Below are 12,785 nucleotides of genomic sequence, written 5' to 3'. Positions count from 1 at the left end.
AACTTACTTCTTCTTACCAGGAGATGAATTGCGTTGTGGTGGAGTATCTGGGTACAGTTGTTCGCGTCCGTTGCGGATAACTCGCAACATATCGCTGAGGTTTTGCTCGATATTTTCCAAAACGCTATCAGCATAAGTATCGGCGCCATTTTCAATTTCTTGAGCTTGAGCGATCGCTTGAGTGCGAATTTCCTCCAACTCTTGCTGACAAGCACGTCGCTTGCGCTCAATTTCTGCCAGAGTCTCTTCCATCATCGCATCACATTCTTGCTGCACTTCTTGCCGAAGCATCTGCGCTTCTCTTTCTGCTTGTCGGATAATGTCACTTTCAGCTAGAATCTGCGCTCTTTTGGCTTGCGCTGCCTCTACAACTTGCTGTCCATACTCTTCCGCTTCCAGAAGAATTTCCTGCTTCTGTTCGATAATTGCGGCAGCTTCTTGAAAAACAGATGGTAAAGAAACTCGAATAAAATCAAGCTGATCCAGCAGCTTTTCTTCATCCACTAAAGTGCGTCGCGTCAGGGGAATGTGGAAACTAGAAAGAATCATTTCCTCTAACCGGTTGAGTTCCTGCTGAATTTCTACACTTCCCATTCCGGAAACGTCTCCATAGGAGTTTCCATCGGCAAAATCCTGAGGTTCTGAGTTGCTTCCGTTTTGATTGGGTTCGATACTGTCTGTTGGTGAGCGTAGCATTGGTATATATCTAGAGCGACGTGCGGGGGAACAAGATGATCAATAGAGCCACCAAACCTTGCAATCTCTTTTACTACACTACTACTTAAAAAACTATACTCGTTTGAGGTAGCCAGAAAAACAGTTTCTATTTGAGTAGAAAGGGTTTTATTAGTATGAGCCATTTGTAACTCTACTTCAAAGTCGGAAACCGCTCGTAAACCCCGGATCAAAACTTGTGCTTGCTGCATTTGGGCATAATTGACGGTTAGACCATCAAAGCTGTCTACTTCTACATTAGGTAGATGTACTGTTGAAAGACGAATCTGTTCTATACGTTGTTGCACGCTAAACAGTGGCATTTTGTTGGGGTTACGCAGCACAGCCACAATCACCTTCTCAAACAACCTGCTACCACGTTGGATCAAGTCAAGGTGTCCTAAGGTAATGGGGTCGAAACTACCTGGATAAATGGCAATCACAATATTAGATGCTTCACAGTTGTTTAGGTGATTATATCGGAACTCGATTGATAGATCGCAAACCGCTTTAGAAATAAAGGATGATTATTAGATATAGGCGTGAAAATCAATGTAGAGACGTAGCAATGCTACGTCTAATCAAGGGTTTTAGGTAACGCATCATTAATTTCTGGAGATGATTATTTTACACCTTAAACCCTTAAACTAGAAAACTGAAGCTTTGCAGAGTGCCATGCACAAAAAAAAGAAACAAAATCCAAATACCATATTCTTTGACTTGAAGTCAGGAAACCGACGAGCAAACTTCTCGAAAACCGATCCTCAAACTTCCCGCAAAATCCAAAATCCAAAATATTATAGGTAGTTTTGCATGGCACTGGATTTTTCCGTCTTGCCTTTGGCATTTCAATTTACTTCTCCAGGACCGATTCTGGTTAAAATCGGATTTTTAACTATCCGCTGGTATGGCTTGTTGATTGCCTCAGCTGTGTTGATTGGCGTTAGTCTCTCTCAGTATTTGGCAAAACGTCGTAATATTAATCCAGAATTGCTGAGTGATTTGTCAATTTGGCTGGTAATTGGGGCAATTCCTGCCGCACGCATATATTACGTTTTATTTCAGTGGTCAGAATATGCCCAGCACCCTGAACGCATCATTGCTATTTGGCAAGGAGGTATTGCGATTCATGGTGCAATTATTGGTGGGGTTATGGCAGCGTTAATTTTTGCCAAACTCAAGCAAGTTTCTTTTTGGCAATTAGCAGATTTAGTAGCACCTTCGCTGATTTTAGGACAAGCGATCGGGCGCTGGGGCAATTTCTTCAATTCTGAAGCTTTTGGCGGTCCGACTAATTTACCCTGGAAGCTATACATTCCGGCAGAACGTCGTCCTCCAGAATTGGCTAGTTTTGAATACTTCCATCCCACTTTTCTTTACGAATCTCTGTGGAATTTAATGGTTTTCGCTTTGCTGATGATTTTGTTTTTTCGCAGCTTGCGATCGCAACCACGCTTAAAAGTAGGTACTTTGTTTATGGTTTACTGGGTAGCTTATAGCTTAGGACGCTTTTGGATCGAAGGTCTAAGGACTGATAGTTTGATGCTAGGACCACTAAGAATCGCACAATTGGTCAGTTTAACGGGAATTCTCTTAGGATTAGCTGGGCTAGCTTGGCTTTACTTAGCTAAACGCTCTTTACCTGATGTAGTTTCCCCGTCCAACGCAGATGAGGAGATGGGGAGATAGGAAGATGGGGGGATGGGGGGGAGTCATAGTACAGATGTTCCGGCGGAACGTCTCTACCTCATACCAATAAAAATAAAAAATGCCCCAGAGTATTCTCTAGGGCTTAACCAGGGTGCATCTACCACTCATCTCTACTAGGCAAAGAGTATTTATCCGGAAGGATACTGAAAAAATGCCAAAAAATTTTTTTGCTGAGTTGTCATGTGATTATTTATGAGTAATTATACTGGAAATGTAAATAAAAAAGAGTATGGTCATTTGTTAATACCAGCAGTGTATATTGTGGGAGCAGGTCCGGGCGATCCTGATTTACTAACGGTAAAGGCGCAGAAACTGCTGAAGTGTGCTGATGTGGTTTTATTTGCAGATTCTTTAGTCCCCGAAGAGATTTTAGAACTTTGTCGTCATGATGCGGAGATTATTCAAACGGCGAATAAGACTTTAGAAGAGATTTTGCCAATCATGATAGAACGAGTGCGATCGCATAAATCTGTCGTTCGTCTTCATTCTGGTGATCCGAGTTTATATAGTGCCATCCACGAACAAATGCAGCTTTTGGCTTCGTCAGATATTCCCTTTGAAGTGATACCAGGTATCAGCGCCTTTCAAGCCGCTGCCGCTAAACTTAAAATTGAGTTAACAGTTCCTGGTTTAGTTCAAACTATCATCCTCACTCGCATCAGCGGACGTACACAAGTCCCCCCAACAGAAGAATTAGCCAGTCTCGCACAACATCAAGCCAGCCTTTGCCTATATCTAAGTGCGCGTCATGTCGCGTCTTCCCAAGCCAAACTACTAGAACACTACCCAGATGATACCCTAGTAGCAATTTGCTATCGAATCGGCTGGCAAGATGAAAAAATTCTGGTTGTTCCCCTTGACAAAATGGCAGATTGTACCATCGAAGAAAATCTGATTCGGACCACATTATACGTAATTAGTCCTGCACTTTCCCAAAGTTTGGGCAAAGGGCGATACTCCAAAGGTGTCGGTTTGCGATCGCATTTATATCATCCCGAACACAATCATCTGTTTCGCTCGTATGAGCAGTGAGAAGGGGACAAGGGGAGTAGTATTTTTTAGGACTTACGCATTAAGAGGAAATACTCATTGCCTGTGAGCTTCCTTAAGTTTTAAGAATGCTCTAGCCTTTGCCATTCTGACAATATGCTCTCATCATAAAAGCGATCGCACTTCTTACATCCTCAAAGCGATCGCACTCCCGACAAAAAAGCGATCGCACTCCCTACACAAAAGCGATTGCTCTCCCCAATCTCCCATAAAAAACCGATCGCACTCCCCAATCTCTCATAAAAAATGCGATCGCACTCCCTATATCGTCAAAGCGATCGCACTCCCCAATTTACCATCATCAAAGCGATCGCAATCTTTACACAAAAGCGATCGCCGCTCTCCCCACAAAAAGAGCGATCGCCCTTCTCCCTACACAAAAGCGATCGCTCTCCCCAGTCTCCTATAAAAAAAGCGATCGCACTTCTCCCTACAAAAAAGGCGATCGCATTACAAGATCCGTAATCGCAATAAAACGCTGGGTGGGTTACGCTGTCGCTAACCCACCCAATTTAATGATAATGATACCGATGGTGCGTTAACGAAGTGTAACGCACCCTACAAGATCAGGTGATCGCACTAACCTTAACCTGTTAACGAGGAGGACAACTTAATGCTCCATCAGGTCGAGAATTCACGATCTTAGCTGTCCCAGAGAACCCACAAGTCTTAATCCAAGCATTCCCCTCAGCATGGCTTTTGACTTTCTTATCACTACAGTAGGTAATTCTATCCGATGTTACTAAACATTGATAAGCTGGGTATCCTTGAGCAAATGCGGGATCTATGAAAATAAATGTCCCTAGAATAACAAACACGGTAATCGCCAGAACACGTAAACGCATTATGGTTTCATTAATCATGATAAGCCTCACTTCATCCGTTTGACTCAAATCAACTAAGTATGCTTTTTTCTTCCCACATCTTTTAGATGTTTCCCAACCCCAGTTTGTGAATTTTTCGAGTTACAAGCATTTTTTCTCCCAAAAAATCCACCGTCAACCCCCATAACCCTTCCGTCCCTTACCTTTCAGCCGCTTCAAAGTCTTCTCAACTTCCCCACGAGCCGGATACAACAACTCCTGACTCAAAGCACTCTCATAAGCCTCTATCGCCCCCAACGTCAAGTGGTCAACTAAGGGATGAAAATTGATGAGCGATCGCCACTTTTATTTAGGCGATCGCACTCCCATAAATTTGTTAACTCAGTCCCCCAACCCATGAAGTGCTGATTTTTTGGGATGGTGCGAGTTACCACCCTTCCAAGGCAGTTCGAGGTTTTTTGGACGAGCTTAATCAAGGTCTGCCAACCGAGCAATGGAAAATACACTGCGTTCGCTTTGCCCGTAATTGCCCAGAACAAAATCCACGCTTAGGATATTTGGCTGCAAGCCAAAACATGGGTTCGACGTTTTTGTGCCTTGATTCCTTCATTTTCTCATTTGAAATGGATGTTTGAATGGTTTATCCGACACACTACCTTCGATTTTGACACTCTTGCTATGTACGGAGTTTTTTCAAAAATCAAATAGGACTCCTATATCTAGTGGTCTGTCAATTTTATTTTGACGGTTAGAGAGACGCGATAAATCGCCGTCTCTACAGGGAATCTATCCATCAATTATTTATTGACAGAGTACTAGAGGTCAGTGACGACCTTGTACTGTTTCATTGCTACGAAAGGACATTATAACGGTAAATACAAAATAGAAAATAGAAAAGAGGAAAGAAGTATTTTGTAACACATAAAACATTTCTTTCCGCTCTTCTATTTTTAGGGACATTGATCAGTAATAAACCTACTGAAAAACTGTCAATATCCTACTTAACAGTACTTCTACCAATACGTGGCTGTATCCCTACACTGTAAGATAGCCTTTGTGATTCTCTTAATCCTGTTTTTAACGACATTTTAGTGGTTGCGTTAGCAGGATTACAAGAATAAGGACCGCTCTGTGTACTGGGAGGTATAGAAGGAATTGTTAAATCATGACATGTGGAGTCTCCAACTTCTACGCTAGTTTTAGTGAATTCAACATTAGCATTATAGGATGAATCCTCGTTTTGAAAGAAAAAAGTTAAAGTACCTTCTCTATATGTCAACAAACAAGACGGATTTACAGGGTTAAGTTGACCTACTATTGTTGTACTACAAGCTGGCGGCTCTGTAGCTTTAGCATCTAATGGGTACAAGACAGCAGAGAACATGCACACGACCACACAGATTAAGAATTTATAAAAGTTTTGGACTTTAGACATTAGATTCCTCCTTTTTCAAACCAACAATTTTACAGAATTAGATTTTGGACAAAAACTAACGCTTTTGCTCAAATTCCAAAACAGTTTCCTACTCAAAAGTTTGGCGTTGCATAGATCCAGGATGAATTGGCGGATGAAACCATTGATAATTCGTTCCAAAATGGGAAAAATCATCCCATGATTCAGCAACGCCGTCCTTATTTACAACTCAAATCGTTGTAAATTTCTGAGTTGTTTGAGAAAGATAGGGGATAGTTAATCACTTAACTTTTGTGTTCCCTTTTTTCTTCCCACATCTCTTAGACGTTTCCCAACGCCAATTTGTGAATTTTTCGAGTTACGGGCATTTTTTCTCTCCAAAAATCCACCCTCAACCCCCATAACCCTTCCTCGCTTTACCTTTCAGTCGCTGCAAAATCTTCTCAACTTCCCCACGAGCCGGATATAACAACTGCTGACTCAAAGCACTTTTATAAGCCTCTATCGCTTCCAACTTATCCCCCAACCCCACTAAGGCTCTCCTTAACCAGTAATCAGATGCAGCCGGGTTGAATGCCCTCAATTCCTGACTTCCCTCACAAGCGGCTTCCCACGATCGCTTACTAGCCCCAACATCCCTCAGCGAAAGGCGATCGCCCATCTCCCCACAAAAAAGCGATCGCCCTTTTCCCTACACAAAAGCGATCGCACTTCTCTCATGATAAAAGCGATCGCACTTTTGTAAAAAAGGCGATCACTCCTCTTCCCATAAAAAAGCGATCGCACTCCCGTAAATAAATAAAACAAAAGGTGATCACATTTTTGTCATGTATCATCGGATGGGCGATGACTTTCTTGCTTGATGAAGTTAGGAAAATAAAGCGAACGCACAAGTGCGCTAGCTACTTATTCATACCTGAGATTACCGTCAATATTGGCAATGTGATCATCAAGATTGATACTTGTGCCTACAAAGTCTTGGTTTCTTTTCTTACATTCAGCAGTGAGGGTACTACCGCTCTTTAAAGCAGTCCCACGGCAGGTCTCAATAAAGTTCTTATCGTTCCAACTCAAACTTCCATCAATATTTCCAATATATGGATTTAAGTCAATACTAGTGGGAGTAAATCCACCATTAGCTTTTTCGCAAGAAGCTCTTAGGGTTGAACCAGAGACACTAGCGTCTCTACAAGTCTTGGAAAAATCACCCAGTGCCCAAGCGTTGCTGGTGAATAAATCGAAAGCAATTACTACGGCAAATACACAAGCTACCAAAACACGAAATACACGATTCATTTTGATTTTCCTTGTTGTAAGTTGAATTAAGTGGTTTTTCCTTCCCATATCTTTTAGACGTTTGCCAACTCCAATTTGTGAATTTTTCGAGTTACAGGCATTTTTTCTCCCAAAAATCCACCCTCAACTCGCAGAACCCTTCCGCTTCTTACCTTTCAGCCGCTGCAAAATTTTCTCAACTTCCTCACGAGGCGGATACAACAACTGCTGACTCAAAGCTCTTTCATAAGCCTGTATCGCTCCCAACTTATCCCCCAACCCTACCAAGGCTCTCCCTAACCAGTAATCAGCCCCAGCCGGGTTAAACGCCCTCAATTCCTGACTTTCCTCACAAGCTGCTTCCCACCACCGCTTACTAGCCCCAACATCCTTCAGCACTTGGTAACTCTCCCCTAGCCAAACCAACCCAGGTACTAATTGCAGAGAACCTCCTGGTGGTAATATATGCGATCCTTTCTCCAACACCTCCACGGCTTCTTGATGTTTCCCAGCCAAGGCTAAAACCCGTCCATGACGAAACCAAGCATCAGCTAACTGGGGCTGTAGATGCGTCCCCTGTTCAGAAACCTGACACCCCCGTTCAATCTCCTGAAAGTATTCCACCAACACCCGTCCCGCAGTAGCCCAAACACTCCAGCGTTCAGGAAACCGCTTCAACATCTCCTCCACTATGGAAGCAAGACCTCTAACTCCCCTCTCCTCGCAGGAGAGGGGTAGGGGAGCCAGTGCGTTGCGGAGGTTCCCTCCGTTGTAGCACCTGGCGTGGTGAGGTTCAAGGGGTAAAATCTCGCACAACCCCCGATAAATTTCGCAATCATGGGGATACAGATCATAAGCTTTCCACATTATCTCCGCCGCTTTCTGATATTCCCCGGTGTGGAATAAGCACCGTCCGTAGTAATACCAACCATAAGGATGATTTGGGTGTTCTGCGGTAAACTTTGCTAACACCTCTACACCTTGCGTCCAATCCCCACGGAGAATATAGTAATATGACAGCGAATTGTGAGCCTCAGCCCCATGAGGAGCCTGTTGCAGTGCAGAGGTAATCATCTTTTTAGTCAGCTTCCCCTCCTGACCAGATACCAATCTCATCTGACAACGCTGATCAATTTGTCGTTGGAGTACCCGTAAATCATCTCCAGCTAAGGCTATAGCCCTGTTTAACCGCTCTCTAGCTGTTTGAATATCCCCCACCGCCTTCAGCGCATCATGGCTGGAAATCAACGCCACAACATCATCTGGATTGACTGACAAAACCTGCTTCAAGGCACTGAGAGTACCAAAAGGATTTTCTCTCCCGTGATGCACTTGTGCCAAAGCCAGCGAGTGAACTACTTTGTCAGGTTCTAAAGCAGCTGCTAAATTAAAAGCGATGATTGCCTTCTGACTCTCACCTCTGCAAACTGCAATCAATCCATTTATATGATTCTGAGTCCCTTCATTTTCAGACAACAATAAGGCTTTTTCATATATTTCTAGAGCCTCTTTTTCTAGTCCCATCAGCTGCAAGATTTTACCCAGTTGCAGCCGCACATCAATTAATTGAGGTTGTCGCTCAATCACTTGACGATATTCTGCAACTGCTTGTTGCCAGTTTCCCATCTCGTAAAGTAAATCAGCTAGTTCTAATCTTTTTTTCCATCCTTGGGGATATTTATCGACATACTTACTTAAGGTGATGAGTTTCTGCTCAAGTCTTGCTGGCTTTTCTTCTAAAACCAAGTGAGCATTCATCTCCAACCCAGAGAATTGGGTGAACTGTACCAAAGATGTGACAATGTTTCCAGACATATTACGGTTACTTTATAGTTAATTTCTTCGCCGTTGCTGTTTGTTGTAATTGGTGATTCTGAATTACAAATCACTGTTTCATCAGATTTAGAACTTAGGCACTCAGTCGCGAGAAAACAAGACTTTGAGATTGCTACATCGCGTCGCAATGACGGAAATACGTAGTCCGTGGGTAAGTCCTGAGGTTGAATCTCTTCCACTATGGGAATTACCTTTTTTAAGGATGGGAAGAGGGAATCTAGAGAAGTGTTATCTTCCCCTGCAAGATATTTCTTTAACTGCTTTTTTAGAATCCTGCGTGCCTGTTGAATGCGTTTGCGAACATTCTCTTCAGAAAGGGCGAGTTGCTTGGCAATATCTTGATAGGATTTCTCTTGGCAGTAGTGTAAAATAAAAGGATGGCGCAATCTGTCAGGTAAAGATTCAATTCTCTGGTGGAGATATGCTCGCATCTCCAAATTCAAAATATTAGATTCAGGAAATTCTACCCTAGAACAAAATGCTGCATGATCTGCAAATTTAATATCATCAATGTTTTCAATTCCTGGGGCTTCTTGTTTGTGTTTTCGATGCACATCCATGCAGAAGTTATAGATAAGTCGAGTTAACCACGCTTTGGGATGTATAATTTTCTTTGCATCTTTTGTCCATTCGTTCCAGGCTTTGAGCATTGCCTGATTGAGTGCATCTTCGGCATCATGAAAATTACCTCCCATCCACTTTAGGCAAAGGTTGTAAAAATAATCTTGATATGATTCCCATAATTGCCAAAAATCCTGACAATTATTTTGAGATAGAGCTTTGAATTGACTTTGTTTTGGCAATACATTCCTGATTTCCAGCCCTGATAAGGAGAACAAAAGTTCTTGTTCAGGGTTCGCTTGTATACATGACTTCCTGTTCATTATTTAAAGCATGAGGGATAATGCACTGTACAAAAGACTGGAAGATAATGGATATTAGGACCAGCCCTTTCAAGGTGAACGTTTGTACTATGAAATAAATAATATTTTTCACCCAATTTCGGTATTTTGGCGATTGCGATCGCTTAATTTACAGTCCAAAAATTTGGAGTTTATCCATAATTTATTTCTTCAATTGCAGTCAATGCCTGAAATACGGTTAAAAATTGGATAGTACATATGCTCACCTTGAAAGGGCTAATATTAGGACTTATGCATTGACATAAATTTGATTGTATGCATAAATCCATACTTTATTTCTACCAACAGAAGTTAAAATGAATGAGCTTCATAGCTCTCCCTTGAATGGGTGTAAACACCATCAAATTATGCAGTTTTGGAATATTTATGGAATAAATTGCCCTAAATAGGGCTGGCAAAATTAAATATACAGCAGATTGATGCGTTTTAAGCATGTATCTCCTAAAGCTGAAATATGCTGGTGTATATTTGTCCGAAGGAAGTGGAGCCAATACGGTTCGGCTAAGATGCACAGTCCTTAAAGATCCCCCATTATTCCCTTTTTAAGGGGGGTTGGGGGGATCGAGTCTTATCCGAACCGTATTGGGAGTGGAGCGATCGCTGTTTGACAACGATCTCAAAAAAGATGTTGTCGTGCTACAAGTAACAATCTTGGTGCTATTGACTTCTGGTTCTGGGGCGATCGGCTGGTTAATTCGCGCTAAATTAGACGGTGCTCCGATTGAAGCTAGTACGAATTTGTTGGCTATTTTGCTGATGGCGATCGCTTTTGTGGGAATTGCGATCGCATCCTGGACAAGTTTGCTACAAATTACTGCGATCGTAGAAGCGCGGGATGAAGCAGAACATTTATTTAAAATTGCCCTAGTAGTCCATGTCATAAGTTTTGAGGGGTTTCAACTTACCAAAATAATTGATTTTTAAGGCTTTGGAAATTTGATTACCCATCAGAATTAATGACATGGACTAGTAGTCTGTCAAATTGATTTTGACGGGTTGGTAGTGTGAGCGAGACGCTCACATTGAAATTATCAAGGAATATGGTGATTTACCTGAAGTTGAATGTTATGCCGGACAGTTAAATCAAGTCTTTATGAACATCTTGAATAATAGTATTGATGCATTCGATGATTACAATCAAATAAAAGTGGAAGTTAAAAATAACTTGAGTCAAATTATTATCTGTACTAAATTAGTAAATCCCGATTGGGTGGTTATTTCGATTAAAGATAATGGTTCAGGGATGAGCGAAAGTATTAGACAAAAACTATTTGATCCCTTTTTTACAACTAAACCTGTGGGACAAGGTACCGGTTTAGGATTATCAATTAGCTATCAAATTGTGGTGGATAAACATCAGGGCAAAATAGAGTGTATTTCCCAACCAGGAGAAGGTGCAGAGTTTTGGGTTGAAATTCCCATCCGGCAAATAAAATAATAAACATAGGAGTGGAAAAGACGTAGAGACGCGAAATTTCGCGTCTCTACAAGGGTTTTGGGTAACGCATAGTTAATTTTCACTTTCTATGTCTAATAAATCCAGGCACTAGGAGCTACGATATAGATCCGATGCCAATTCCTAAATGTTATGTCTGCTAACTCTGCCTCTGCCACAATCACGACTCCCCAAGTTGCACAAATCTCAATTCCGCCACTGTTGGGCGCTTCTTTAGACGAATTGACGGTTTGGGTGCAGCAACAAAAACAACCCGCTTACAGAGGAAAGCAGCTGCATGATTGGATATATAACAAGGGAGTGCGACATCTTAATGATATCTCCGCCTTTTCCAAACAATGGCGTGCCGAAGTAGCAGAAATTCCTATTGGACGCTCAACTTTACATTACCGCTCTGTTGCCCCCGATGGCACTGTCAAGTATCTTTTAAGATTGACAGATGACCAAATTATTGAAGCTGTAGGTATTCCTTCTAATAAGCGTCTCACAGTTTGCGTTTCTACGCAAGTCGGTTGCCCAATGGCTTGTGATTTTTGCGCTACTGGTAAAGGTGGATACAAGCGCAATTTAGCACGACATGAAATTGTCGATCAAGTTTTAACTGTACAAGAAGATTTTCAACAACGAGTTAGCCATGTAGTGTTTATGGGTATGGGTGAACCGTTGTTGAATGTAGATAATGTTTTAGGTGCGATCAAATCTATAAATAAAGATGTGGGAATTGGACAGCGATCGCTTACTTTATCTACTGTCGGTATACGCGATCGCATTCGTCAACTAGCCAAACACCAGTTACAAGTTACTCTCGCTGTTAGTCTCCACGCATCTAACCAAGCGCTGCGAGAACAACTCATCCCCAGCGCACATGCTTATAAAATTGAAGATTTACTCGCTGAATGTCGAGAATACGTAGAAATTACCGGACGCCGCATTAGTTTTGAATACGTTCTCCTGGCTGGGGTGAATGACTTACCAGAACACGCATTACAATTAGCGAAATGTCTGCGAGGCTTTCAAAGTCACGTTAATTTGATTCCCTACAATCCTATCAGCGAAGTGGATTATAAACGCCCGAATAGCGATCGTATATCTGCTTTTATGACAGTTCTCAAACAGCAAAATATTGCTGTTAGTGTCCGTTATTCTCGTGGGTTAGAAACTGATGCTGCTTGTGGACAACTAAGAACAAGCAAGAAGTAATTAAGAGGAGCGGAATTTTTTCTTAACTGTAGAGACGCGAAATTTCGCGTCTCTACAAGTACAAATGTTCCCTTGTAACGTCTCTATTTTGCAGCAAGAATACCTGGAGCATAAGCCTCAATCACTTTACCAGTGAGGGTGCAAGATATCATTAAGTAGTCACAAGTTGGGCATTGTGTGCGAGTCAACTGACTATCAGAAATGTAATACCTTTCACCTTCGCTGCCGCAGTTTGGGCAACGAATTTTTTGTACTATTTGCATTTTAAAATTCCCTGATGTAGTAATTTTTTATGGGTAAAAACGGTGAATCATCTGAAGCAAAATTTTAAATTCAGAAAATTTTCTTGTAGTTTTATTCTCTTATTTATTACCTACTCAACA

Annotated in this window: 14 protein-coding genes and 2 pseudogenes; 7 read left to right on the top strand and 9 right to left on the bottom strand. The window is 41.8% G+C overall.

Annotated elements, in window-relative coordinates:
• Window positions 1-3: 3 nt before the first annotated feature.
• Both TOL9009_RS0124120 and coaD read right to left on the bottom strand, forming a co-directional pair.
• Window positions 4-696 (bottom strand): ATP synthase subunit B family protein, encoded by a 693-nt coding sequence (locus TOL9009_RS0124120; protein WP_144238328.1) that lies wholly within the window; start codon window positions 694-696, stop codon window positions 4-6.
• The gene (gene coaD, locus TOL9009_RS0124115) at window positions 582-1,157 is read right to left on the bottom strand and encodes a pantetheine-phosphate adenylyltransferase (RefSeq protein WP_029635296.1); all 576 of its coding nucleotides are present in this window, start codon (window positions 1,155-1,157) and stop codon (window positions 582-584) included. The genes TOL9009_RS0124120 and coaD overlap by 115 nt, the downstream gene beginning before the upstream one ends.
• A 370-nt stretch (window positions 1,158-1,527) precedes the next feature.
• On the opposite strand from coaD, the gene lgt reads away from it, so the two are divergent.
• The 4 genes and pseudogenes from lgt to TOL9009_RS43810 form a co-directional block, all read left to right on the top strand.
• Window positions 1,528-2,403: a prolipoprotein diacylglyceryl transferase gene (lgt, locus tag TOL9009_RS0124110; RefSeq protein WP_029635294.1), complete on the top strand. Its 876-nt coding sequence runs from the start codon at window positions 1,528-1,530 to the stop codon at window positions 2,401-2,403.
• 213 nt (window positions 2,404-2,616) lie between these two features.
• Window positions 2,617-3,456, top strand: a complete 840-nt coding sequence (gene cobM / locus TOL9009_RS0124105; protein ID WP_029635292.1) for a precorrin-4 C(11)-methyltransferase — start codon at window positions 2,617-2,619, stop codon at window positions 3,454-3,456.
• A gap of 264 nt (window positions 3,457-3,720) precedes the next feature.
• The gene (locus tag TOL9009_RS46125; RefSeq protein WP_144238327.1) at window positions 3,721-3,939 is read left to right on the top strand and encodes a hypothetical protein; all 219 of its coding nucleotides are present in this window, start codon (window positions 3,721-3,723) and stop codon (window positions 3,937-3,939) included.
• A gap of 748 nt (window positions 3,940-4,687) precedes the next feature.
• Window positions 4,688-5,006, top strand: a pseudogene (locus TOL9009_RS43810) (IS630 family transposase); the annotation flags it as partial.
• Window positions 5,007-5,295: 289 nt separating this feature from the next.
• Here the strand turns inward: TOL9009_RS43810 and TOL9009_RS48525 are convergent.
• The 6 genes from TOL9009_RS48525 to TOL9009_RS0124070 all read right to left on the bottom strand — a co-directional run bounded on the left by TOL9009_RS48525 (window position 5,296) and on the right by TOL9009_RS0124070 (window position 9,707).
• Window positions 5,296-5,733: a hypothetical protein gene (locus TOL9009_RS48525; RefSeq protein ID WP_029635288.1), complete on the bottom strand. Its 438-nt coding sequence runs from the start codon at window positions 5,731-5,733 to the stop codon at window positions 5,296-5,298.
• Between the two features lie 370 nt (window positions 5,734-6,103).
• Window positions 6,104-6,373, bottom strand: coding sequence for a hypothetical protein (locus tag TOL9009_RS0124085; protein WP_029635286.1), 270 nt, complete (start codon window positions 6,371-6,373; stop codon window positions 6,104-6,106).
• Window positions 6,352-6,519: a hypothetical protein gene (locus TOL9009_RS47700; RefSeq protein ID WP_186227639.1), complete on the bottom strand. Its 168-nt coding sequence runs from the start codon at window positions 6,517-6,519 to the stop codon at window positions 6,352-6,354. The genes TOL9009_RS0124085 and TOL9009_RS47700 overlap by 22 nt, the downstream gene beginning before the upstream one ends.
• Before the next feature lie 99 nt (window positions 6,520-6,618).
• Complete coding sequence (locus TOL9009_RS40330) at window positions 6,619-7,008, bottom strand: mannose-binding lectin (RefSeq protein WP_063628701.1); 390 nt, start codon at window positions 7,006-7,008, stop codon at window positions 6,619-6,621.
• A gap of 123 nt (window positions 7,009-7,131) precedes the next feature.
• A complete protein-coding gene (locus TOL9009_RS0124075; protein ID WP_029635282.1) occupies window positions 7,132-8,802 on the bottom strand; it encodes a tetratricopeptide repeat protein in 1,671 nt (556 codons plus the stop codon).
• Window positions 8,742-9,707 (bottom strand): RNA polymerase sigma factor, encoded by a 966-nt coding sequence (locus tag TOL9009_RS0124070; RefSeq protein ID WP_038296559.1) that lies wholly within the window; start codon window positions 9,705-9,707, stop codon window positions 8,742-8,744. Before TOL9009_RS0124070 ends, TOL9009_RS0124075 begins: the two co-directional genes overlap by 61 nt.
• 591 nt (window positions 9,708-10,298) lie before the next feature.
• Between TOL9009_RS0124070 and TOL9009_RS0124065 the strand changes: the two genes are divergently transcribed.
• The 3 genes and pseudogenes from TOL9009_RS0124065 (at window position 10,299) to rlmN (ending at window position 12,402) form a co-directional block, all read left to right on the top strand.
• Window positions 10,299-10,670, top strand: a complete 372-nt coding sequence (locus TOL9009_RS0124065; protein ID WP_144238325.1) for a hypothetical protein — start codon at window positions 10,299-10,301, stop codon at window positions 10,668-10,670.
• A 97-nt stretch (window positions 10,671-10,767) separates the two neighbouring features.
• A pseudogene (locus TOL9009_RS0124060) lies at window positions 10,768-11,184 on the top strand (sensor histidine kinase); the annotation flags it as partial.
• 150 nt (window positions 11,185-11,334) lie between these two features.
• On the top strand, window positions 11,335-12,402 hold the full coding sequence (rlmN, locus tag TOL9009_RS0124055) for a 23S rRNA (adenine(2503)-C(2))-methyltransferase RlmN (RefSeq protein WP_029635273.1): 1,068 nt from the start codon (window positions 11,335-11,337) through the stop codon (window positions 12,400-12,402).
• Window positions 12,403-12,485: 83 nt separating this feature from the next.
• On the opposite strand, the gene TOL9009_RS0124050 is transcribed toward rlmN, so the two are convergent.
• Window positions 12,486-12,665, bottom strand: coding sequence for a hypothetical protein (locus tag TOL9009_RS0124050; protein WP_029635271.1), 180 nt, complete (start codon window positions 12,663-12,665; stop codon window positions 12,486-12,488).
• Window positions 12,666-12,785 lie beyond the last annotated feature (120 nt).

Origin of the sequence: [Scytonema hofmanni] UTEX 2349, from assembly GCF_000582685.1 — a bacterium.
GTDB classification, from domain to species: Bacteria; Cyanobacteriota; Cyanobacteriia; order Cyanobacteriales; family Nostocaceae; genus Hassallia; species Hassallia hofmanni.
Note: the sequence above shows the minus strand (reverse complement) of the source record. Positions and strands in the feature narration are given on the sequence as shown.

Excerpts from the sequence above, each read along its gene's own strand:
- TOL9009_RS0124120 (WP_144238328.1), bottom strand. The coding sequence starts at position 696 with ATGCTACGCTCACCAACAGACAGTATCGAACCCAATCAAAACGGAAGC.
- lgt (WP_029635294.1), top strand. The coding sequence starts at position 1,528 with ATGGCACTGGATTTTTCCGTCTTGCCTTTGGCATTTCAATTTACTTCT.
- cobM (WP_029635292.1), top strand. The coding sequence starts at position 2,617 with ATGAGTAATTATACTGGAAATGTAAATAAAAAAGAGTATGGTCATTTG.
- TOL9009_RS46125 (WP_144238327.1), top strand. The coding sequence starts at position 3,721 with ATGCGATCGCACTCCCTATATCGTCAAAGCGATCGCACTCCCCAATTT.
- TOL9009_RS48525 (WP_029635288.1), bottom strand. The coding sequence starts at position 5,733 with ATGTCTAAAGTCCAAAACTTTTATAAATTCTTAATCTGTGTGGTCGTG.
- TOL9009_RS0124085 (WP_029635286.1), bottom strand. The coding sequence starts at position 6,373 with ATGGGCGATCGCCTTTCGCTGAGGGATGTTGGGGCTAGTAAGCGATCG.
- TOL9009_RS40330 (WP_063628701.1), bottom strand. The coding sequence starts at position 7,008 with ATGAATCGTGTATTTCGTGTTTTGGTAGCTTGTGTATTTGCCGTAGTA.
- TOL9009_RS0124075 (WP_029635282.1), bottom strand. The coding sequence starts at position 8,802 with ATGTCTGGAAACATTGTCACATCTTTGGTACAGTTCACCCAATTCTCT.
- TOL9009_RS0124070 (WP_038296559.1), bottom strand. The coding sequence starts at position 9,707 with ATGAACAGGAAGTCATGTATACAAGCGAACCCTGAACAAGAACTTTTG.
- rlmN (WP_029635273.1), top strand. The coding sequence starts at position 11,335 with ATGTCTGCTAACTCTGCCTCTGCCACAATCACGACTCCCCAAGTTGCA.
- TOL9009_RS0124050 (WP_029635271.1), bottom strand. The coding sequence starts at position 12,665 with ATGCAAATAGTACAAAAAATTCGTTGCCCAAACTGCGGCAGCGAAGGT.